General features: G+C 72.5%; 21 protein-coding genes. 10 read left to right on the top strand and 11 right to left on the bottom strand.

Annotated features, from left to right (window positions below):
- Positions 1-33: 33 nt before the first annotated feature.
- Positions 34-612: a TetR/AcrR family transcriptional regulator gene (locus BN6_RS32445; RefSeq protein ID WP_015104078.1), complete on the bottom strand. Its 579-nt coding sequence runs from the start codon at positions 610-612 to the stop codon at positions 34-36.
- A gap of 88 nt (positions 613-700) precedes the next feature.
- Between BN6_RS32445 and BN6_RS32440 the strand changes: the two genes are divergently transcribed.
- The gene (locus BN6_RS32440; protein WP_015104077.1) at positions 701-2,002 is read left to right on the top strand and encodes an APC family permease; all 1,302 of its coding nucleotides are present in this window, start codon (positions 701-703) and stop codon (positions 2,000-2,002) included.
- 60 nt (positions 2,003-2,062) lie between these two features.
- Positions 2,063-2,506: a hypothetical protein gene (locus BN6_RS32435; protein WP_015104076.1), complete on the top strand. Its 444-nt coding sequence runs from the start codon at positions 2,063-2,065 to the stop codon at positions 2,504-2,506.
- Here the strand turns inward: BN6_RS32435 and BN6_RS48205 are convergent.
- On the bottom strand, positions 2,475-4,481 hold the full coding sequence (locus tag BN6_RS48205; RefSeq protein ID WP_041314851.1) for an NACHT domain-containing protein: 2,007 nt from the start codon (positions 4,479-4,481) through the stop codon (positions 2,475-2,477). The genes BN6_RS32435 and BN6_RS48205 overlap by 32 nt on opposite strands.
- A 210-nt stretch (positions 4,482-4,691) precedes the next feature.
- Here BN6_RS48205 and BN6_RS47105 point away from each other — a divergent pair, with 210 nt between their 5' ends.
- Positions 4,692-4,853 (top strand): hypothetical protein, encoded by a 162-nt coding sequence (locus tag BN6_RS47105; RefSeq protein WP_158509472.1) that lies wholly within the window; start codon positions 4,692-4,694, stop codon positions 4,851-4,853.
- A gap of 40 nt (positions 4,854-4,893) precedes the next feature.
- Here BN6_RS47105 and BN6_RS32425 read toward each other — a convergent pair whose 3' ends face one another.
- Positions 4,894-5,697, bottom strand: coding sequence for an alpha/beta fold hydrolase (locus BN6_RS32425; RefSeq protein WP_015104074.1), 804 nt, complete (start codon positions 5,695-5,697; stop codon positions 4,894-4,896).
- Positions 5,698-5,757: 60 nt separating this feature from the next.
- Here BN6_RS32425 and BN6_RS32420 point away from each other — a divergent pair, with 60 nt between their 5' ends.
- Positions 5,758-6,141, top strand: coding sequence for a RidA family protein (locus BN6_RS32420; RefSeq protein WP_015104073.1), 384 nt, complete (start codon positions 5,758-5,760; stop codon positions 6,139-6,141).
- Here BN6_RS32420 and BN6_RS32415 read toward each other — a convergent pair.
- From BN6_RS32415 to BN6_RS32390, 6 genes are all read right to left on the bottom strand, one after another.
- Positions 6,116-6,544: a CoA-binding protein gene (locus BN6_RS32415; protein WP_015104072.1), complete on the bottom strand. Its 429-nt coding sequence runs from the start codon at positions 6,542-6,544 to the stop codon at positions 6,116-6,118. The two genes, BN6_RS32420 and BN6_RS32415, sit on opposite strands and share 26 nt — an antisense overlap.
- Positions 6,545-6,745: 201 nt before the next feature.
- The gene (locus BN6_RS32410; protein ID WP_015104071.1) at positions 6,746-7,549 is read right to left on the bottom strand and encodes a trypsin-like serine peptidase; all 804 of its coding nucleotides are present in this window, start codon (positions 7,547-7,549) and stop codon (positions 6,746-6,748) included.
- A gap of 87 nt (positions 7,550-7,636) precedes the next feature.
- Entirely contained in the window at positions 7,637-8,794 is a 1,158-nt protein-coding gene (locus BN6_RS32405; RefSeq protein ID WP_015104070.1) for an acyl-CoA dehydrogenase family protein, read from the bottom strand.
- A 4-nt stretch (positions 8,795-8,798) separates the two neighbouring features.
- A complete protein-coding gene (locus BN6_RS32400) occupies positions 8,799-9,869 on the bottom strand; it encodes a CaiB/BaiF CoA transferase family protein (RefSeq protein ID WP_041314847.1) in 1,071 nt (356 codons plus the stop codon).
- Entirely contained in the window at positions 9,866-10,996 is a 1,131-nt protein-coding gene (locus BN6_RS32395) for a Glu/Leu/Phe/Val family dehydrogenase (protein WP_015104068.1), read from the bottom strand. Before BN6_RS32395 ends, BN6_RS32400 begins: the two co-directional genes overlap by 4 nt.
- Complete coding sequence (locus tag BN6_RS32390) at positions 10,993-12,492, bottom strand: aldehyde dehydrogenase family protein (RefSeq protein ID WP_015104067.1); 1,500 nt, start codon at positions 12,490-12,492, stop codon at positions 10,993-10,995. Before BN6_RS32390 ends, BN6_RS32395 begins: the two co-directional genes overlap by 4 nt.
- An 83-nt stretch (positions 12,493-12,575) precedes the next feature.
- Between BN6_RS32390 and BN6_RS32385 the strand changes: the two genes are divergently transcribed.
- On the top strand, positions 12,576-13,493 hold the full coding sequence (locus BN6_RS32385) for a LysR family transcriptional regulator (RefSeq protein ID WP_015104066.1): 918 nt from the start codon (positions 12,576-12,578) through the stop codon (positions 13,491-13,493).
- A gap of 48 nt (positions 13,494-13,541) precedes the next feature.
- Here the strand turns inward: BN6_RS32385 and BN6_RS32380 are convergent, their stop codons facing one another.
- Positions 13,542-14,066, bottom strand: coding sequence for a DinB family protein (locus BN6_RS32380; protein WP_015104065.1), 525 nt, complete (start codon positions 14,064-14,066; stop codon positions 13,542-13,544).
- Positions 14,063-15,646, bottom strand: coding sequence for a thiamine pyrophosphate-binding protein (locus BN6_RS32375; RefSeq protein WP_041314843.1), 1,584 nt, complete (start codon positions 15,644-15,646; stop codon positions 14,063-14,065). Before BN6_RS32375 ends, BN6_RS32380 begins: the two co-directional genes overlap by 4 nt.
- 865 nt (positions 15,647-16,511) lie before the next feature.
- Between BN6_RS32375 and BN6_RS32370 the strand changes: the two genes are divergently transcribed.
- From BN6_RS32370 to BN6_RS32350, 5 genes are all read left to right on the top strand, one after another.
- A complete protein-coding gene (locus BN6_RS32370; protein WP_015104062.1) occupies positions 16,512-17,477 on the top strand; it encodes a hypothetical protein in 966 nt (321 codons plus the stop codon).
- A 197-nt stretch (positions 17,478-17,674) separates the two neighbouring features.
- Entirely contained in the window at positions 17,675-18,286 is a 612-nt protein-coding gene (locus BN6_RS32365) for an ANTAR domain-containing response regulator (RefSeq protein ID WP_015104061.1), read from the top strand.
- 263 nt (positions 18,287-18,549) lie between these two features.
- Positions 18,550-19,728: a branched-chain amino acid ABC transporter substrate-binding protein gene (locus BN6_RS32360; RefSeq protein WP_015104060.1), complete on the top strand. Its 1,179-nt coding sequence runs from the start codon at positions 18,550-18,552 to the stop codon at positions 19,726-19,728.
- Between the two features lie 138 nt (positions 19,729-19,866).
- Positions 19,867-20,829 (top strand): branched-chain amino acid ABC transporter permease, encoded by a 963-nt coding sequence (locus BN6_RS32355; protein ID WP_015104059.1) that lies wholly within the window; start codon positions 19,867-19,869, stop codon positions 20,827-20,829.
- The gene (locus tag BN6_RS32350) at positions 20,826-21,971 is read left to right on the top strand and encodes a branched-chain amino acid ABC transporter permease (RefSeq protein WP_015104058.1); all 1,146 of its coding nucleotides are present in this window, start codon (positions 20,826-20,828) and stop codon (positions 21,969-21,971) included. Before BN6_RS32355 ends, BN6_RS32350 begins: the two co-directional genes overlap by 4 nt.
- The last annotated feature ends 22 nt before the right edge of the window (positions 21,972-21,993 follow it).

Genomic DNA, 21,993 nt, shown 5'->3' with positions numbered 1-21,993 from the left:
ACCCGCATGCCGTTCCCGGGGCGTGCGGCGGGGCTACAGCCGGGCCAGCACGCCGTCGACGACGTCTTCCAGCGCACGCCGGTCGTGGGTGACCTTGCCCAGCACCCGCAGCCCGTAGTACGCGCTGATGAAGAACCTCGTGCTGATCAGCGGATCCACGTCGCGCACCAGTTCGCCGTCCCGCTGCCCGCACGTGATCAGGTGGCACACCGCGGCTTCCAGCCGGCCGAACTGCCGTCGCACCTGCTGGGCCACCAGGTCGTCCGTGCCGCCCGCGCCCACCGCCGCGTTCACCGCCAGGCAGCCCCGTCGCGCCGGGTCGGCCAGGTCGAAGTCGATCACCGCCAGCATCAGCGCGCGCAGCCGCTCCTTGACGGCGCCAGGTCCCTGCAAGATAACCAGCTGCTCGCCGAAACCCCGTTCCGCGTACCGGTGCAGCACCCGCTCGTACAGGCCGTGCTTGCTGCCGTAGGCGTTGTACAGGCTGCCTCGACCCAAACCCGTGCACACGCACAGGTCCTCCGTCGAAGTGGCCTCGTACCCCTTCGACCAGAACGCCTCCATCGCGGCGTCCACGACCGCCGCGTCGTCGAAACCCCGTGGTCTGCCCACTCATCGGAGCGTAGCCGGTCGGGCACGCGGAGATCACGACGCCGACACGGCTATCCGCAGGCGCCCGGGTTTGGGAGGCTGTTCCGTTGTGGGCGAGAAGATCACGGGCTTAACCGTCGTACAGGGCACCGCGATGTACGTCGGCGCGGTGCTCGGCACCGGCGTGATCGCGGTGCCCGCGCTGGCGGCGCAGGTGGCCGGTCCGGCGTCGCTGCTCGCCTGGCTCTGTCTGGTAATGATCTCGGTGCCGCTGGCGGCCACGTTCGCGGCGCTCGGCGCGCGGTTCCCGGACGCGGGCGGGGTGTCGACCTACGCGCGGTTGGCTTTCGGCGAGCGTGCCGCCGCCGTGGTGGGCTGGTGCTTCTTCTTCGCCGTGCCGTCGGGGGTCACGGCGTCGGCGCTGTTCGCGGGCTCGTACGTGGCCGAGGCCGCCGGCGGCGGTCGGGTCACCCAGGTCGGCACGGCCGTGGTCCTGTTGACGCTGGTCGCCTCGACCAACTGGTCGGGGCTGCGCGCTTCCGGCCGGGTGCAGTGCGTGCTGTCCGGGCTGCTCCTGCTGCTGGTGTTCGGCGCGGTGCTGCTGTCCGCGCCGATGGTGGACCTGGCCAACCTGGAACCGTTCGCCCCCAACGGGTGGACGGCCGTCGGGCCCGCCGCCGCGCTGCTGGTGTGGAGCTTCGCCGGGTGGGAGGCGATCACGCACCTGGCGCAGGAGTTCGGGAAGCCGCAGCGGGACCTGCCGCGCGCGGTCGGGTACGCGGTGGTGATCGTGGCCCTGCTCTACCTGTCGGTGGCGTTCGCGACGGTCGCCGTGCTCGGCTCGGAGGTCAACACGCACGCGCCGCTGGGCGAACTGCTGTCGCGCGCGCTGGGCGGGAACCTGAAGGTGTTCGCCGCGATCGCGGCCGTGCTGCTGACCGCCGGTTCGATGAACGCCTACGTGGCGGGCGGCGCGAAGCTCGGCGCGGCGTTGAGCCGGGACGGGGCGTTCCCGCGCCGGCTGGCCGTGGGCAGCGTGCGCGGCGAGGTGCCGCGCCGGAGCTTGGCCTTGCTGGTGGGCCTGGCCTTCACGGTCCTGGTGGTGGTCGTGGTGTCCGGCACCGGCCTGAACCTGCTGGTGCTGCTGACCACGGGCCAGTTCATCGCGGTGTACGTGATCGGCGCGGCGGCGGCCGTTCGCCTGCTTCCCCGGCGCAGCCGAGCCCGCTACACGGCGGTGTTCGCGCTCGTCGGGGTGCTGGTGCTGCTCGTGGTGTCCGGCGCGGTGATGGTGCTGCCCGCGCTGGTCGCCGTGGTGGCGCTGCTGTTCCTGCGCTGGAACCGCCGCCGGCGCGGCCTGCTCGACCAGGACGGCAACCTCTCGTCGGTGGAGCTACGTCGACGGGCGTAGGTCGACGAGCCGCCGCGCGGCGGACGTGGCGGGACGGCCCGCGCCGCCACCCTGTGGGCCATGAGACTGGCTCCGGTCCGCCGCAAGACCCTGCTCCTGCTGCACGTCGTGTCCTCGGTCGGCTGGCTCGGCGTGACCGCCGGCAACCTGGTCCTGGCGCTGGTGGCGTTCGACCGGCCCGTGCTCTACCAGGCGATGGAGCTGCTCGGCGACTACGTCGTGCTGCCGATGGGCCTGCTGTCCCTGGTCACCGGTGTGCTGGTGGCGGTGGGCACGAAGTGGGGCCTGATCAGGTACCGCTGGGTGCTGGTGAAGCTGATCACGACCGTGGTCGCCCTGGTCGCCACGGTGTTCGCGCTGCGGTCCGGGCTGCACGCCGCGGCGGCCGGCGAGAGCGGGGCGGGCGCGGACGTGCTGGTCGCGAGTTGCGTGTCGCTGACCATCTACACCGTCAACACGGTCCTGTCGGTGTTCAAGCCGTGGGGTCGGACCCGGTGGGGCTGAGCCCGTCGCGGCGGCGTTCCACGGTCGCGCCCAGCTCGACCGGGTCGCACCCGGCCACGTGGTCGCGGACCACGGCGTGCGGGAAGCGGTTGTCGTCCACGAGCAGCACCCGGTCCCGCGCGGACTGGATGACCGCCTTGCGCCGCAACGGGAACTCGTCCAACGCCAGCGGTTTCGCGATCAGTTCGGCGACCGGCTCGTACGACCGGGTGCACCGGGGGGTCACGGCCAGGCCGACCACCAGCCCGGTCAGCGCGTCGACGGCCTGCCACCGCACCCCCGCGCCCAGCACCGCCGCGAGCCCGACGCCGACCAGGCCCGCGACCGGTGACCAGCGCGGGCCGCGCCCGGCCGCCGGCAGGTCGCGCAGCGACTCCCACACCCCGGTCAGCCCGCCCGTGAACACCCCGACCACCGCGCCCGAGGCCAGCCCGATCGCCAGCCCCGCCAGCAGGTCCGCCGACGCGCCGGTCCACACCGACACCGCCGTCGGGGCCAGCGCGCACGCCACCGCCCAGTACCGGTCACGGGTCGCACCCAGCGCGACCAGGTACGCCACGACCGGCAGCACGGCGTGCGCGAGCCACACCGGCGAGAGCGCGACCAGCCCGCCCAGCCGGTCGGCGAGCAGGGCGACCCCGCCGACCACCACCGCGCCGAGCACGAACCCCGCCGCCGCCCACCGGATGCCACGCGCCCGCGCCACCGCCGGCGCGGCGAACCGGCCGCGGGTCAGACCGATCGAGGCCACCGCCGCGACCCCGGCCGCGGTCAGCCCCAGCCGCAGCCCGACGACCAGGCACAACGCCGTCACGGCACCGGCCAGCGCACCGGGCCCGGCCCGCCGGAACAGCCGCCACACCACCGCCGGCCCGACGAAGTCCAGCCACACCTCCCGGCGCGGCAGCCGGTGCCGGGCGACCAGGTCCACCCGCCGGCGGGAGATCCGGGCCAGGAACCGCAACGCCCGCAGCGTCCGCTCGGCGCGGCCCGGCCCGCGCGCGGCGGACTCGACCAGGTAGGTGTCCAGGATCCCCCGGTACTCCGCGCGGCCGGCCCGGTAGGCCAGCGCGAGCAGCCCGAACGCCAGCGGCGTGCGGACCTCCTCGACCAGGTCCGGATTCTTGGCCAACGCCTCGTGCAGCCCGTCCAGCCGTGGCGCGCAGGACGCGATCAAGTCCTGCACGTCGTTGCGCCGCAACGGTTCCACCTGCACCACGTCGTAGCGGGGGAGTCGTTCGTAGTCGTCGGTCGAGCAGCACACCACGACCTGCGGCAGCTTCAGCGCGGTGATCCACGCCAGGCAGTCCGCGCGGTCCGCCGCGGGCACGTCGTCCAGCCCGTCGAACAGCACCGCCAGCCGCCGGTCCCGCAGCCACGTCCGGCCCAGCCGCGCGCCGATCCGGTACCGCCGCGCCAGCGCCCGCAGCAGCCACTCGGCGAAATCGTCGGCACGCCGCCACGACCCGAGGTCGACCACCACCGGCACCGGCCGGTCGGCGTCCGCGCGGGCCCGGCCCAGCAGCGCGTCGGCCAGGTCCAGCAGCAGGGACGTCTTGCCCGCGCCGGGCTCGCCGTGCACGACCAGGGGCGCGCGCAGCCGGGTCGGCAGGCTCGGCCCGACCCGGGGCACGACCCCGAGCTTGAGCCGCACCTGCTCGGCCAGCGAGCCGTCCCGCCGGTCGCGTACGTACCGCTCGACCCGGTCCAGCGCGGCGGTCCGGTTGGCCGGGTGCGCGGGCCGGCGCTGGACCAGCAGCGCGCTGAGCGGTTCCCACGCCGCCAGCGCGGCCGTGACCGCGGTCGACAGCACCAGCGAGGGCCACAGCCAGGTGGCGTAGGGGCCGAGCACGCGCGGGGCGGAACCGCCGGTGGCGGCGTTGATGGCGATCGGGAGGACCACCAGGCACGTCACCCCGCCCGCGCCGATCAGGGCGATCAGGCGCGAGGTGCGAACGAGCCGTCGGTGGTCCATATGCCCCTTCCGCAGGTCGAAACGACGGTAACGGCGTTTGCGGCCCGGTGGTAGGGAAGTTCCCGTGGCTGGGCGGTCACCACTGGTGATTGCGCCGAACGGGGGGCATCGGTACTGCGTCGTACCGGCAATAGTTCCTCCCAGTCGGGGGGAACTTCGCAGTACAGGCATTCCGGGGGCTTTCGACACATGCTTCCCAGAGCACCGGCGGTGTCCGCCACGGACGTTCCGCCGACCGGCGTGCACGGCTCGGCCGGCCGCGCCGGCACACCCACGTTCTCCCGCAACGGTTCCACGGTCGCCGTGCGGTTGGAGCGGTCGCTGGACGGAAGCCCCGCGAACCCCGTGGAAGCGTTGGCGTGCAACAGCTGACCCGGCGGGCGGGCCCCCACCGCGCCCGGGGGCCCGCCCGTCAACCCTTGAGGAACTCCAGCAGCAGCCGGTTCACCTCGGCCGGCTGCTCCAGGAAGCCGTAGTGGCCGGCGTCGGCGACCTCTTCGTAGCGCGCGCCGGGGATGGCGTCGGCGACCTCGCGGGCCAGGTGCGGCGGCAGCACGCGGTCGTCGGCGAAGCCCACCACCAGGCACGGCCGGGTGATCGCGCGGTAGGCGTCGAGCCGGTTGTCGAACTCGTTCATGTCCATCTGCGCCCGCACCCCGGGGCCGACCGCGGAGCCGCTGAACTCGAAGACGTCCAGCCAGTCGCTGACCGCGACCGGGTCGCGCATGGTCTTGGGGGACAGGTTGAACACCGCGGTGACCGCCGCGTAGTAGCGGCCGGGCAGCGTGATCCCCTTGTCGTGCAACGCCCGCTCGCCCTGCGACAGCGCGTTCTGCACCGGGTCGTTGCGCCCGGCGGTGGCCAGCAGCACGGCCCGGTCCACCAGGTCCGGCCGCGCCAGCGCCAGTTCCTGGGCTACCCGCGCGCCCATCGACGTGCCGACCACGCGGGCGGGGCCGCCGCCGAGGTGCTCGATGAGCGCGGCGGTGTCGCCCACCAGGTCCTCGATCACCATCCCGGACCCGCACTCGTCGGTCGGCGCGATGCCCCGGTTGTCGAGGGTGGCGACCCGGAACCCGGCCGCGCGCAGGGCCGGCACCTGGTGCGGGTGCCACACCCGGCCGGGGCTGCCGGTGCCCATGACGAGCACGACGAGGTCGCCGTCGCCCTCGACGTGGTAGCTGAGGTTGATCCCGTTGACGGCGACTACTGGCATGTCGGCAGGTTAGCGAGCGGATCTATCAGGCCGCTATCGCCCGGCGGATAAGGTGCGGTCATGAGGCGAGCGATCCTGTCCGGTTCCACGTTCGAAGAGCAGGTCGGCTACGCGCGGGCCGTCGTGGACGGCGACTGGGTGCACGTGTCCGGGACCACCGGGTTCGACTACTCGGCCATGACCATCTCCGACGACGTGGTGGCGCAGGTCGAGCAGTGCCTGGCGAACATCGGCGCGGCGCTGGCCGAGGCCGACTGCACGTTCGCCGACGTGCTGCGGGTCACCTACTACGTGCCCGACCCGGCCGACTTCGAGCCGTGCTGGCCGGCCCTGCGCGCCGCGTTCGGCGAGTTCCGGCCGGCCGCGACGATGCTGGTGTGCGGCCTGGCCGACCCCCGGATGAAGATCGAGATCGAGGTCACCGCCCGGCGCGGGGCCCGTTAGCGGCCCACTCGATGGCCGGGCAGCGGTCCATGACCACGTCGAGGCCGGCGGCGGTGGCGCGGTCGTGGGCCCGCTCGTCGAGCACGTCGAGCTGGAACCAGACGGCCTTCGCGCCGATCGCGACGGCTTCGTCGGCGAACTGCCCGGCGGCCTCGGAGCGGCGGAACACGTCCACGCAGTCGACCGGGAACGGGATGTCGGCGAGCGTCGGGTAGCCCTGCTCGCCGAGCACGGTCTCGGCGTCCGGGTGCACCGGCACGATCCGCTTGCCGTGCTGCTGGAGGAACCGCGCCACGCCGTAGGCCGCGCGGTGCGGGTGGTCGGCCAACCCGACGACGGCCCACGTCCCGCACTCGGCCAGCACCCGGCGGATCCGGTCGGTGTCACCCCACGGTTCGCTCATGCCACCAGCCTAGTTCCGCCCACCCGGAACCCGCCCGCCGTGGATCGCCCCCGATCACACGTGAAGACGAAGCACGTCGATGGTGGGGGTCCGCGGAGGTGAACCGCCGGTCGCACCGGATCGCCCGGCCCGGTTCGGCTTTCCCGACCCGGGTGCGGTGACCGCGAAGGGGCCGCCCGGCCGACGGCCCCTCCACGACCGTCAAGGCCGCGCCAGCCCGCAACCGGGCGCGATCAGTTCCAGCCGACCGCCTCCCGGCAGGCACGGCACCATCTGGAACGTCTGCTGCCCGTACCCGATCCCGCGTCGCACGGTGACCTGGCCGGCCTCGTCCACCTCGCACGGGTTGTTCATCGTGCACCGGCCGCCGGCCTCGTTGCCGGTGTTGTTGACCCCGACGACCTTCCCGCCGGCCACGTCCACCACCGGCGAGCCGGACGTGCCGCCGACGGTGTCGCACGGCTTCGTGTAGCGGATCGAGTCGTGCCAGGTCCAGTCGGCCTCGCGCAGCATCAGCACGAACGCCTCCGCGCGGCACGAGTAGATCTTCTTCCAGTACCCCGAGACCACCCGGATGTCGATGCCGGCGGCCGGGTGCGCGGACGAGAGCTCCAACGCCCGCGAGCCCATGCCCTCGACCTGCGCGTAGGTCGCGGTGAGGCGGTACAGCGCGGCGTCGGTGCCGGTCATCGTCGCGTACATCAGGCGTTCCGCGCGCAACGTGCCCAACGTCCCGTTGCCGGTGCGGTTGAGCAGGGTGAACGTCCGGGTGGCCGGCTGGTCCACCAGCACCTCGCGGTCGGCCATCAACTTCACGCAGTGGCCGTTGGTGAGCACCAGGGCCTTCTCGGTCGACTTCGCCGTGGGCGTCCGGACCACCGAGCCCGAGCAGTTGTTCAGGGCCACGATCCCGGTGAAGTCCACCGCCACGGCGTGCGCGGGGGTCGTGAACACGGTCAGGACGAGCACGGCGACGAGCGCCGCGCCCGGCAAACGCTTGGCCATCAGTTGGAGCCTCCTCGAAAGTCCGGGGCATCCAACCAGCAGTCTGTAGCGCAGCGTGCCCGACACGCTACGGCCGGGAGTCGGGATTCACCGGTACGCGGGAATCCCGGTCAGCGCGTGACCGAGTGCGAGCGCGTGGATCTCGGACGTGCCCTCGTAGGTCAGCACCGACTCCAGGTTGTTGGCGTGCCGCAGCGGCGAGTACGCCAGCGAGATGCCGTTCGCGCCGAGGATCGTCCGGGCCTCCCGCGCGACCGCGATGGCCGATTCCACGTTGTTGAGCTTGCCCGCGCTGATCTGCTCGGGCTTGAGCCGCCCGGCGTCCTTCAACCGGGCCAGGTGCAGCGCGAGCAGCGCGCCGGTGCCGACCGCGAGCGCCATCGACGCGAGCTTGCGCTGGGTGAGCTGGAACCCGGCGATCGGCTTGTCGAACTGCACCCGGGTGCCCGCGTAGTCCGCCGCCGCGCGGTAGGCGTCCAGCGCCGCGCCGACCGCGCCGAACACGATGCCGAACCGGGCTTCGTTGAGGCACGACAGCGGCGCGCCCAGGCTGCGCGCCTCGGGCAGCCGCGCGCTGTCGGGCAGCCGCACGCCGTCGAGCACCAGTTCGGAGGTGACCGACGCCCGCATCGACAGCTTGCCGGTGATGTCCCGGGTGGTGAACCCCGGCGTCCCGCGCGGCACCAGGAACCCGCGCACGCCCTCGTCGGTGTTCGCCCACACCGTGGCGACGTCCGCCCAGCTCCCGTTGGTGATCCACGTCTTCGTGCCGTCCAGCACCCAGTCGCCGCCCCGCCGCACGGCCCGGGTGCGCATCCCGGCCGGGTTGCTGCCGAAGTCCGGCTCGGTCAGGCCGAAGCAGCCGACCGCCTCGCCGGCAGCCAGCCGCGGCAACCACTCCTGCCGCTGCGCCTCCGAGCCGTAGCGCCGGATCGAGAACATCGACAGCGACCCCTGCACCGACACGAAACTGCGGATGCCGCTGTCCACGGCCTCCAGTTCCAGGCACGCCAACCCGTACGCGGTGGCGCTCGTGCCCGCGCAGCCGTAGCCCTCCAGGTGCATCCCCAGCACGCCCAGCCCGCCGAGCTCCCGCGCGATCTCGCGGGGCAGCGCGCCGGCCTCGAACCACTCGGCGACGTGCGGCCGGACGTGCTCGGTCAGGTAGCGCTCGACGGTCGTCCGGATGTCCCGCTCCTCGTCGCTGAGCAACGACGGGATGTCCAGCAGTGCCAACGGGTCCACGGTGCTACTCCAGGTTCGGCGGCGGCAGCCGGTAGGCGGCCGGGGTGGCGGACAGGCGGATCGGGTTGGCCGGCAGCCGCATCCCGCCGACCTCGGCGGTGGGGTCCAGGCCCAGCGACTCGGCCAGCGCGAACGCGCCCGCCAGGTCGTTGACCGGCCCGCACGGCACGCCCAGCGGCGTGAGCACGGCGAACCACTCGGCGGCCGGCCGGGCGCGCAGTCGTGCGGCGAGCAGGTCGAACAGGGCGTCGACGTGCGCCACCCGCTGCGCGTTGGTGGTGAACCTGTTGTCCGGCGGGAGGTCCAGCGCGGTGCACAGCCGGGCGAACTGCCGGTCGTTGCCGACCGCGAGCACCACCGGCGCGTCGGCGGTCGGGAACACCTCGTACGGGGCGATCGACGGGTGCCGGTTGCCCAGCCGGCCGGGCACCACGCCCGCGAGCGTGTAGCCCGCGCTCTGGTTCACCATGCTCGACAGCAGGACCGACAGCAGGTCCACCTCGACCAGCTGGCCGAGCCCCGTCCGGTCCCGGTGCCGCAGCGCGGCCAGGATGCCCACCGCGGCGTGCATCCCGGTCAGCACGTCGACCAGCGCCACGCCCACCTTGGTCGGCTCGTCCCCGCCGGTCACGCTCATCAGCCCGCCCACCGCCTGCACCAGCAGGTCGTAGCCGGGCAGCGCGGCGCCCGCCCCGGCCCCGAACCCGGTCACCGAGCAGTACACCAGTCCTCTGTGGACTTCGCGCAGCGACTCGTGGTCCAGGCCGAACCGGCGCATCGTGCCCGGCCGGAAGTTCTCCACCAGCACGTCCGCGCCCAGCACCAGCTCCCGGGCGGCGGCGACGCCCGCCGGCGTGGCCAGGTCGATGGTCCGCGACCGCTTGTTCCGGTTCACCGAGAGGAAGTAGGTGGCGTGGCCGTGCGCGTGCGGCGGACCCCACGTCCGGGTCTCGTCGCCGCGCGGGTGCTCGACCTTCACCACCTCCGCGCCCAGGTCCGCCAACATCATCGTGGCGTACGGGGCCGCCAGCACCCGCCCGAAATCGGCGATGACCACGCCGTCGAGCGCACTCACGCGGCGCGGCCCTTCAACCGCATCGCGGCCAGCACCCGTTCCTGCGCGACGGCGCGGGCCGTGTCGTGCGTCGTCCCGCCGCGCTCGGCGCTCTCCGCGACGATGAACGCGGCGTTCGCGCGCAGCTTGCGCGACACCGCCTCCAGCACCACCGAGGGCTCCACCGGGAACGGCGAGTAGCGCGCGTCCATCCCGTACGCCGCCGCGACCACCCCGCCCGCGTTCGCGATGAAGTCCGGCACGACGGTGATCCCGCGCGCCGCCAACACCTCCTGCGCCCCGGCGCTGGTCGGCAGGTTCGCGCCCTCCACCACCAGCTCCGCGTCCAACCGCCCGGCCAGGTCGGCGTCGAGCACGTCCTGCGTCGCCGCCGGCACCAGGATGTCGCACGGTGCCAGCAGTTCCGCGCCCAGCGGTCGCACCGGCCCGTACTCGACCACCGCGTCGTCGCCGTGCGAAGCCCGCAGCGCCAACAGCTTCGGCACGTCCAGCCCGTCCGGGTCGAGCAGCGCGCCGCGCACCGACGACACCGCCACGACCTGCGCGCCCAGCTCGGCGAACCGCCGCACGGCCGCCGCGCCCACCGCGCCGAACCCCTGCACGGCGACCCGCCTGCCGCGCAACGGCATCAGCTCGTCGGCCACCTCGGCGACCCCGAACCCGGTCACGCCCAGCTCGTCGTAGGGCAGCCCGCCCAGCGCGGCCGGCGCGCCCATCATCGCGCCCCGGTCGCCCAGCTCGTCCTGCACCACGGCCGCGTCCCGCTCGGTCAGCCCCATGTCCAGGCCCAGCACGTACTCCCGGGGCACCTCGTTGGCCAGCGCGCGGGCGAACGCGCGCAGCGCCCGCTCCTTGTCCGGCGAGGCCGGGTCGAACACGATCCCGGCCTTCGCGCCGCCGAAGAACAGGTCGACCCCGGCCCACTTCCAGGTCATCACCCGGGCCAGCCGGGCGACCTCGGCCGCGGTGACCGTCGGCGACATCCGGGTGCCGCCCTTGCCCATGCCGCGCGCGGTGTTGTCGATGACCAGCACGCCCTTCATGCCGGAGCGCCGGTCGGAGACGGCCACCACCTTCTCCGGGCCCCACTCGTCCATCAGGGCGAGCACGTCGGACGACACCGTCACCCGTCCAGCCGGAAGTCGAGGTCCGCCTCGATGGCGGGGGTGTCCACCTGCGCCTTCTGCAACGCGCCGGAGTAGTCCCAGTTGACCGACTGCCAGCGGGTGAACTGGTCGAGCACCCACACCCCGGACTGCCGGGAACCGTTGCCGGACCTGCCGTTGCCGCCGAAGGGCAGGTGCGCCTCCGCGCCGGAGGTGGAGTTGTTGACGCTGACCATCCCCGCGCCGATCCCGGACCGGAACGCGAACACCTTGCCCGGGTCGGTGGTGTAGATGGCGCTGGACAGGCCGTAGCCGGGCAGGTTGGCCAGCTCCACCGCCTGGTCCAGCTCGCGGTAGGAGGTGACGCCGACCAGCGGCCCGAACGTCTCGTGCCGGAACACCTCGTCGTCGGGCCGCACGCCCGCGACGATCACCGGGTGGTAGAACAGCCCGCCGTCCGGGTCGCCGAGAAAACCCTTGCGCGGGTTGGACTCGGTGATCCGCCCGACGCCGGTCGAGCCGTGCACGGTGTGGTGGTCGCGGATCCAGCCCAGGTACTTCTCGAAGCCCACCGCGAACTTCCCGTCCAGCATCGGCCCGTACAGCACGTCGCCGAACGGGTCGCCCACCACGGCGTTCTCGGTCGCCTGGGCGAAGCGGCGCAGGAACTCGTCGTGCACCGACTCGTGCACGATCGCCGTGCCCAGCGACGTGCAGCGCTGCCCGCCGGTGCCGAACCCGGAGAACAGCGCGCCCTGCACGGCCAGGTCGAGGTCGGCGTCCTCGGTGATCACCATCGGGTTCTTGCCGCCCAGCTCCAGGCACGGCGACTGGAGGTGCCGCCCGCACAGCTCGCCGATCAGCGCGCCCACCTCGGACGACCCGGTGAACCCGACCTTGTCCACCAACCCGCGCTCCAGCGCCAGTTCCAGCCCGCGGTAGGTCTGCGAACCCTCCGCGAACACGATGTTCAGCACGCCCTCGGGCAGCCCGGCGGCGGTGAAGATGTCGTAGAACGCCTGCGCAGCCGCGGCGGAGTACTCGGCCGGCTTCCACACCACCGTGTTCCCGCACAGCAGCGCGGGCACGATGTACCAGGACGGCACGGCCACCGGGAAGTTGCCGGCCGTGATGAACGCGGTCACGCCCACCGGGTTGCGGAAGGTGAACAACTGCTTGTCCGGCATCTCCGAGGGCACCGTCTGCCCGTAGAGCCGGCGGCCCTCGCCGACGAAGAACGCGCAGGTGTCCGCGATCTCCTGGACCTCGCCGCGCGCCTCGGCCAGCGGCTTGCCGATCTCCCGGGTGACGACCCGGGCCAGCGCCTCGGCGTTGGCCTCGACCAGCCGGCCGATGTTGGCGACCACCTGTCCGCGCACCGGGGCGGGCACCCCCGCCCACTCCCGCTGGGCCCGCCGGGCGAGCCGGGCGGCGTCGGCGAACTCCTCGGCACCGACGAGGTCGACGCGCGCGACGACGTCGTTGAGGTCGGCCGGATTCGTGGACACGTAGGTCATGAACCCCAACCCTGGTCTGCCGGGCGGGAGGTGCCAAGCCCCCGGAGGGTGAAACCTCGCTGCGTCGAGCATAAGCTGGGCTGGTGCTCAACCCGGTTCACCTGCGCACCCTGGTGGAAGTCGTGGCGACCGGCTCGTTCGCCGCCGCGGCCCGCCGGCTCGGGTACACCTCCTCGGCGGTGTCGCAACAGGTGTCGGCGTTCGAGCGGGCGGTCGGCACGCCCCTGTTCGAGCGCGAGGCGCACAGCATCCGGCCCTCGTCGGCCGCGCTGTTCATCGCCGAGCGCGGCGCGGAGCTGCTGGCCGCGCTGGACGGCTTCGAGGACGAGATCGCGGGCCTGGTGGGCGGTCGGCGCGGCCGGGTCCGGCTGGGCACGTTCCCCACCGCGTCCGCCCGGGTGGTGCCGCACGCCGTGGCGCGGCTGGCGGCCGAACGGCCGGACGCGGAGATCCAGCTGGACGAGGGGGAACCGGACGACCTGCTGCCGCAGGTGCTGGCCGGCTCGCTGGACCTCGCCCTGGTCTACGCCTACGACCTGGTGCCGCGCACGTGGCCGGAGGAGCTGACCGTGTCGCCGCTGCTGGACGAGGCCCTGCTGATCATGGTGCCCGGCAACCACCCGGCGAACCGCGCGCAGATCCGGGTCGAGGACCTGCGGGACGAGCGGTGGATCTGCAGCCGGGACGGCACGGCGGGTGCGACGTGCGCGGTGCGGCTGTGCGCGGCGCACGGCTTCACGCCCAGGATCTCGTTCCGCAGCAACGACTACGGCCTGGTGCGCGGCCTGGTCCGGGCCGGTGTCGGCGTGGCGATGGTGCCGGCGCTGGGCTTCCAGCCCACGGCCGGCGTCGCGGGCCGGCCGATGCGCGGGAAACCGCTGTGGCGGCACGTGTTCGCCGTGCACCGGACGGCCAACGCGAACCCGCTGCTGCGGGACGCGTTGGCGGCGTTGGGCTCCGCGTGCGACCAGGTCGTCGGCGAGCACCTGACCCGGGCGTGACCCGAGCCGGTCCGACTTCGCCAGGTGTGACGTTCGGCCGGGCCGGGTCTACTCGCCCTTGGTGCCGTCGGCCAGTTCGCGCAGGAGGTCCAGGTGGCCGACGTGCCGGCCGGTCTCCTGCACCAGGTGGGCGAGCACCCAGCGGACGGTCCGGCCGTTGTCCTGGTGGTCGCCTCGGGTGCGGTCGTCGGGCCGCAGGCCGGCCAGCGCCTTGGCGGAGAGCTCCCACTCGGCGCGGTACTCGGCGATCACCGACTCGACCGTGTCGCCGTCGTGCAGCAGCCACGACGCGTCGGCGTCCGCGCCCCACAGCGACGGCAGCTCGACGCCGCCCGACTCGATGGACAGCCACCAGCGCTCCACCGCGGTGAGGTGCCGGAGCACGCCCAGCGCGGTCACCACCGGCGAGGTCGGGATCGGGGCGGCCGAGGCCTGCTCGAAGCTCAGCCCCTCGACCTTCGACACCGCGGTCAGGCGCAGGAAGGTCAGGAAGTCCGTCAACAGCCGCAGCTCGTCGTCCGCCGCCGGGGCCGGCCACTCTCGTGCGGGTGAAGAAGTGCTGTTCGAACTCATGTTCGAACCCTACGGTACCAGCGCGGCGAGGTGTTCACCGGGGGCTTCAGCCTGGCCCGCACCACGAGCACGTTCGGCCCGTCCTGCGCGGTGAACTCGGCCAGGCGCGCGGCGAACCCGCCGCCGAAACCGTCCACTTCGGACGCTTCGACGCCGAAGCTCCCGGCCAGGGCGACGAAGTCGGGCGTCTCCAGGTCGACGCCGTGCGCCGGGTGGCCGGCGCGTTCCTGGTCGTAGCGCAGCATCCCGTACCCGCCGTCGTCCACCAGCACGACGGTGACCGGCAGGCGCTCCTGGCGTGCCGTGGCCAGGTCGCCGCACGCGAACAGGAACCCGCCGTCCCCGCACACCGCCACCACCCGGCCCGTCAGCGCCGCCCCGAGCGCGGCCGGGAACCCGAACCCGAGCGTGCCCCAGCCGACCGGGTAGGCCAGCCCGCGCGGCCGGGTCACCCGCTGGAAGCCGCCGACCCAGTACCCGGCCACGCACATGTCCGCGACCACGCGGTGGCCCTCCAGCGCGTCCAGCAGCGGAACGGCCTGCGGCTCGTCGGCCAGGACCGCCGCGCGCACCGCGGCGTTCAGCTCCGCCACCCGGTCGGCGGCGCGCCGGGTCGGCCGGCGGGGGAGGGCGCGGGCGAGCGCCTCGGTGACGACCCGGGCGTCACCGCGCAGGGCCGCGGCGGCCGGGTAGTTGCGGCTCGCGTCGACGTTGACGCTCAGCAGCGGGCGGGGCGGTTGGAGCCAGTTCTGCGTCATCATCCCGTCGAAGTCGCTGCCGATGCCGATCACCAGGTCGGCCTCGTCCCACAGCGCGCCGACCTCGGGCAGGTGCACCGGCCCGTGCACGACGTGCGGGTGGTCCACCAGCCCGCGCCCGGCGTAGGTGGTGACCACGGGCGCGTCCAGCTTGTCCGCCAGCGCCGCCACCGCCGCCCCGGCTTCGGCCCGCTGCGCGCCGCCGCCGGCCCAGATCAGGGGGGTGGTGGACCGCCCGACGACCTCGACGGCCTCGGCGAGGTCGGGCACCGACGGCCCGCTGGTCGGGATCCGCGCCCACGGCCCGGCGTCGGCGGTCAGGAAGTCGGTGGGGACGCCCAGGTAGACCGGCCCGTGCGGGGCGGTGGTGGCGAGCCGGGCGGCGCTGTCGGCGTAGGTGCCGAGGGCGTCGGCGGAGCGCACCGTCCACCCGCCCTTGACCACCGGCAGGAACATCGCGCGCTGGTCGCGGGTCTCGTGCAGGACGCCCCGGAACTCGCCGGGCCGGCGCAGCGTCGACGGGATGTCGGTGGCCACGACCAGGACCGGCGAGCCCGACGCCATCGCCTCGCCGGTGGCGGCCAGGCAGTTCGCCGCGCCGGGCCCGGTGGTGACGATCGCGACGCCGAGCCGCCCGGTGGCCCGCGCGTACCCGTCGGCCGCGTACCCGGCGGTCTGCTCGTGCCGGACGCCGACCAGCCGGATGGGGGAGCCGCGCAGCGCTTCCCAGATCGGCAGGTTGTGCACCCCCGGCAACCCGAACACGACCTCGACCCCGTGTGCGCTCAGGACCTCGACCAACCGCTCCGCGCCGCTCGCCATGTGCCGAAAGCTAGGGACCGCGGCCGGCGGGGGCAATGCGCGGCCGGCAAGGCTGGTGCTCAGCCCCAGCACGGCGACCCCCGGCCCGAATCCGCCGCCACCGCCACAATCCGGCAGTTCTCGGTGCGCGGCCGGAGAGGGTGCTCGGGACCGGGCGGCGGACGTTCGCGGCCCGGCGGAGTATGGCCGGGAATGCCACCGGGGCGGATTTCTTGCGCAGTGCGCAAACGTGGATCACCGCAACCGCGAACGGCTCACGTCGAACGAGGGGAACGTCCCGCCCGGAACTCCCGCCGGCGAACCCGGCCGGGTCCATTCGCCGAACTCCCGAACGCCGGTCGCCGTGCCTGGGAACGCCCCCGCAAACCCCGGGGACGCACCACCCGAACCCGTCCGCCGCGCTTGCCGGCTCTCCATTTCGTCAACTGTGAACACCCCTCCGCGCCGATCTCGCCGACCGTGAACCCGGCTCGCCCGAATCCCGCAACTGGGCTGAGTCCGCCGCGCTCACACCTCGCCGGCCGGCCGCACGGGCGGTCTCCCCGGTCGACGCGGATCAGCCGATCTCCGGGGGACGCCGATCAGCCGATCCCGGTGGTGGCGACCCAGCCGATCTCCGGTGAACGCGGGACTGTCGGTCCCTCGTGGGACAATCGACTCGGGGGCCGGCGGCCAAGCCTGGTACCGTCGATCACGGCGTGTGTGGACAGACGTGAGGCTGGAGCCACTCCCCGGCAACCGGGTGGCGTGATCCGCCGCAGGGTGTAGTCACCCCTTGACCGCGACCAGGCAGTACCCCAGTCGACCGTGTGGCGCGTGTACGCGTCCTTGTTCGCCGAGCCGGGCGGCGGGAGCGAGGACCGCGATGTCACGTTCGTCGTTGACCGAACAACTGGTCGACCTCCGCCGGGCCTACACCGGCGAGAACCTGAGCCAGGCCACGCCGGCCGTCAAGCACGTCCTGCACAACCTCCCCGAGGACCGCCGCGAACGCGTGGTCGACGCCCTCGCCGGCCGTGCCGACGTGCGCGGACTGCTCCTCCCCGACGCGCCGACCGACGACCAGCGCACGCTGGAGTGCGTCGTGCTGCAGAGCGCGACCGAGGCGTCCTCCCACCTCCAGCTCAAGCCGCCGGCCTCGATGCTGCGCCCGGCGCACGTGTTCGCGTCCGTCGAACCGGCCGACACCCCCCGCCTGCACCTCGCCGAGCACGCGCTCGGCCCGCTGCTCTACGAGGTGCTGCCCCGCGACGAGGACCGGTGGGTCGCCGGCGTGGCCGGCCTGCGCGTCGAGCGGCACCCCCGCTCGATCGAGCTCCGCCTGCTGGACCTCGACGCGAGCGTCATCGTGTCCGGGGTGGACGACGACGCGTGGGACGCCGGCATGGCCTACGTCAAGAACCTCCTCAAAGGTCGTGACCTGCGCGGACCGTTCATCGAAGGTCCGTTGAGCGCCGCCGAGCGCGAGCACCTGGCGGAGTTCCCGCGGCGGACCGGGCTGGGCAGCGCCGTGCTGCGCCGCTACCACCTGTTCACCCGCGCTCCCTGGCTGCGCTCCCTGCCCCAGGATGACAAGTGGTGGCTGGAGTGGCCCGAGAGCATCGGCGTCGCCCCGATCGCGGACCGGCTGCTGCACCCGGTCTTCGGGCTGCCGAACGCGGTCGAGACGCCGAGCCCGGCGGGCGGCCTCGGGCTCACCACCGGCTGGTACGACCTCTACCTGCGCGAAACCGACCCGCCGGACCCGACCAAGGAGGACGCGCTGGGCGCGCTGGAGTGGCCGGAGGGCGTGACCGGCTGGTGGGAGCCCCCGACCAGGCCCGTCGGCTAGACCGGGGCTCCTCCTGACGTGGGCCGTGATCACGCACCGCGTTCGACCGGGTGGCGGCCACCGGCTGCCCGAACGGCGGTCGGTGGTCGCGATCACGGCCCGACCAGGCTGTGCGCTCCGGCCGCGCCGGTAGACTGCCCTTTCACCCGGTGCGCTCGCGTCGAGTGCCGCCAGTGCCGACCGTCAGGAGGACCCCGGTGACCCAACAGGCTGCCGAGGCCCAGTCCGCGGACCAAGCCGCGCCGCGTCGCGTGCTCGTCGCCGAGGACGAAGCCCTCATCCGCCTCGACCTGGTCGAGATGCTGCGCGAAGAGGGCTACGAGGTGGCCGGCCAGGCCGCCGACGGCGACGAGGCGGTCACGCTGGCCGAGCGGCTGCGGCCGGACCTGGTCATCATGGACGTGAAGATGCCCAAGGTGGACGGTATCGAGGCGGCGGGCGCGATCGCGGCCAAGCGGATCGCCCCGGTCGTCATCCTCACCGCGTTCAGCCAGCGCGACCTGGTCGAGCGGGCCCGCGACGCGGGCGCGATGGCGTACCTGGTCAAGCCGTTCGCCAAGCGCGACCTGGTGCCGGCGATCGAGCTGGCGATGAGCCGGTTCGCCGAGTTGCAGGCGCTGGAGAACGAGGTCGCGGGCCTCACCGAGCGCCTGGAGACGCGCAAGGTCGTGGAGCGCGCCAAGGGCCTGCTGATGAGCAAGCAGGGCCTGTCGGAGCCCGAGGCCTTCCGCTGGGTGCAGCGCACCGCCATGGACCGGCGCACCACCATGAAGGCCGTCGCCGAAGCGGTCATCGAAAACTTCGGCTGAGTTACCTGTTCGGGTATCGGACACACAGCCGTGCCCATTGTTGGTCACTGCGCGCATTGACCCTGTGACCTGTGGCTATTTGAGCTGGATTTAAGACTGTTAACGCGCGCGTATTTGCCGGTGACTACCGTCACGATGTGGACACAGAGCAGGAAGACCACCTGTTCACGGAACACAACTGAAGCTACGTTCCTGCCCTAACCCAAGCCCTCGTGCGGGGGCGCCGCCTACCGGCGGGCTGGTTGGTCATGGGAGGTATTCCGGTGTCAGGAGCACGACTCGGCCGAGTTCTGGTGCTGGCGGCGGCTTCGTCGCTGGTGCTCGCGGCTTGCGCCGGCGGCACTAGTGGCGGCGGCGAATCTGGCGGCGACGCCACCACGGTCAAGATCGGGTTCATGGGTGACCTCACCGGTGAGAACTCCGGGATCGTGATTCCGCCCTACAACGGTGCGAAGATGGCGATCGACGAGTACAACGCCACGAACCCCAAGGTCAAGATCGAGCTGAAGAAGTACGACAGCCAGGGCAAGCCCGACCAGGCCACCTCGCTGATCACGACCGCGGTCGGCAGCGACAAGATCGCCGCCCTGATCGGCCCGGCCTTCTCCGGCGAGTCCAAGGCCATCGGCGGCACGCTGGAGGAGAGCAAGATCCCCAGCATCTCGCCGTCGGCCACGAACGCCGGTCTGGCCAGCAACGGCTGGAAGTACTGGCACCGCGTCGTCGCGAACGACAACGACCAGGGTCCGCGCATCGCCGAGTTCCTGGCGACCGCGAAGAGCCCCAAGAAGGCGTTCGTCCTGTCCGACGACCAGGAGTACAGCGTCGGCCTCGCGGAGGCGGTGACCAAGACGTTCAAGGAGAAGGGCGTCGAGGTCGAGACCGACAAGTTCGCCAAGGACGCGTCGGACTACTCGTCCACCGTCACCAAGGTCAAGGCCGCCAACCCGGACGTGATCTTCTTCGGCGGCTACTACGCCCAGGGCGGCCGGCTGCTCAAGCAGCTGCGGGACGGCGACGTGAAGACGATCTTCGCCTCCGGCGACGGCTCGCTCGACGCGCAGCTGGTCAGCGGCGCCGGTCCGGCCGCGGCCGAGGGCGCGGTCATCGCCTGCCCGTGCAACATCCCGTCGGCGGACGTCACCGGTGCCTCGAAGACCTTCTACGACAACTACAAGAAGGCGGCGAGCTCCGAGCCGGCGATCTACTCGACCGAGGGCTACGACGCCGCGACCGCCTACATCAAGGCCGTCCAGGCGGGCAAGACGACCTCCGAGGACATCAACACCTTCCTGTCCACGGTGAGCTTCGAGGGCGTGTCCAAGCCGATCAAGTTCAAGGCCAACGGCGAGCCCGAGAACAACGCCATCTTCGTCTACCAGGTCAAGGGCGGTGTCCTCAAGCTGCTCGGCCCGTCGGCCACCGCGAAGCTCGAGGGCTGATCCGGCGAGACGGTTTGAACCGAGGTTAGGCAGCGCTGGGGAGCGGGGCAGGTCGACGACGTGTCGTCGGCTCCCGCTCCCCACCCCTGTGGCGAAGAACTTTCTCTCCCCCCGCCCCGTCTCGTGAGGCAACCTGTCATGCTTGATGATTTCCTCAACCAGTTCCTACCCAGCACGGTGGGTGGGCTGGTGATCGGCTCGATCTACGCGCTGATCGCCCTGGGCTACACGATGGTCTACGGCGTGCTGCGCCTGATCAACTTCGCGCACTCCGAGATCTTCATGATCGGCACGTTCGCGTCCCTGGTGACGCTGCTGGCGATCGCCCCGAGCGCCCCGTTCACCGGGTTCGCGCTGGTCGGTGTGCTGCTGTTGTTGATGCTGGTGTCCGCGGCGGTCTCCGGCGCGTCCGCGGTCGTCCTGGAAACGGTGGCCTACCGGCCGCTGCGCAAGCGGGGCGCGACCCGGCTGGCCGCCCTGATCTCGGCCATCGGCGCGTCGCTGTTCCTCCAGGAGCTCTTCGGGCTGGTCCTGATCAAGGCGCTGATCGACAAGCCCGGTCGCAACCAGGCGTCGGCCCCCAGGTTCGTCGCCCGCGACACGCTGTTCACGGTCGGCAACGTCGACGTGCGGCTGGACCAGGTCATCGTCGTGGTCGCGGCGGTCCTGGTGATGGTCGGGCTGGACCAGCTGGTGAACAAGACGCGGATCGGTCGCGGCATCCGGGCCACCGCCCAGGACCCCGAGGCCGCCGTCCTGATGGGCGTGAGCATCGACAACGTCGTGCGGGTGACGTTCCTGCTCGGCGGCGCGATGGCGGGCGTGGCCGGCTCGCTCTACATCATGGAGATCGAGAACACCTCGTACCTGATCGGTTTCGTGCTGGGCATCAAGGCGTTCACCGCGGCGGTCCTCGGCGGCATCGGCAACCTGCGCGGTGCGCTGATGGGCGGCATCGTGCTCGGGCTGATCGAGAACTGGGGCGCGATCTTCCTCGGTTCCGAGTGGAAGGACGTCATCGCGTTCACCGTCCTGGTGGTCGTCCTGATGTTCCGCCCGACGGGCATCCTCGGCGAATCGCTCCAGAAGGCACGGGCATGAAAGGCGACGAAGTGACGACGACGGAAGAAACTCCGGCGAAGCGCGGTGGCTTCCACGGCGTCGGCCGCGGGATCGACCGGCTGCGCGACTGGTGGGAGAACGCCAAGGTCTGGCAGCGCTACCTGGTCTACATCGCCCTGGTGGTCGGCGCGCTGATCCTGCCCGCGCCCGGCATCGGCGCGTTCATGTCGCCCGAGTCGGACTGGACGACCGTGCTGATCTACCCGATCGGCACCTACATCCTGCTCGCGGTCGGCCTGAACGTGGTGGTCGGCCAGGCGGGCCTGCTCGACCTCGGGTTCGTCGCGTTCTTCGCGATGGGCGGCTACTCGGTCGCCTACTACGGAACCCACTTCGGCTGGAACTACTGGGCCACGGTCGCGTTCGGCATCATCCTGGCGGCGGTCTCGGGCGTCATCCTCGGCGCGCCGACCCTGCGGCTGCGCGGTGACTACCTGGCGATCGTGACGCTCGGTTTCGGCGAGATCGTCCGGATCACCGCGAACAACACCGACGAGATCGGCGGCGCGCGCGGCATCACCGGCATCCCGCACCCGCCGCCCGTGTTCGGCACGAAGTTCCTGCTCGACCCCGCGCCGTACTACTACCTGATCGTGGCCGCCATCGTGCTGGTCGTCATCTTCTCGGTGCGGTTGCAGAAGAGCCGGGTCGGCCGCGCGTGGGCCGCGATCCGGGAGGACGAGGACGCGGCCGAGCTGATGGGCGTGCCGACGTTCAAGTTCAAGCTGCTGGCGTTCGCGATCGGCGCGATGATCGGTGGCCTGGCGGGCGGCATCTACGCCGGCAAGGCCGTGTTCATCGAGCCCAACACGTTCCCGTTCATCCTGTCCGCGACGATCCTGGCCGCGGTCGTGCTGGGCGGCTCGGGCAACCTGCCGGGCGTGATCCTGGGCGCGTTCCTGATCGGTTGGCTGCCGGAGCGGTTCCGCGACTTCGCGGACTACCGCATCCTGATCTTCGGCGGCGTGCTGGTGCTGATGATGGCGCTGCGGCCGGAGGGCCTGCTGCCCTCGCGCCGGCGCAAGGCGGAACTGCACGAGGGAACAGGCGGAATGGGCACCATGGGCGCCGAGGTCCCGGGCCCGGACACGGACGTGTCGACGACGGAGGCGGCCAAGTGAGCACTCCCGTCCTTCAGCTGGA

Source organism: Saccharothrix espanaensis DSM 44229, from assembly GCF_000328705.1.
Classification (GTDB): Bacteria; Actinomycetota; Actinomycetes; order Mycobacteriales; family Pseudonocardiaceae; genus Actinosynnema; species Actinosynnema espanaense.
The sequence above is the reverse complement of the archived record's forward strand: the minus strand, read 5'-3'. Positions and strand labels throughout refer to the sequence as shown.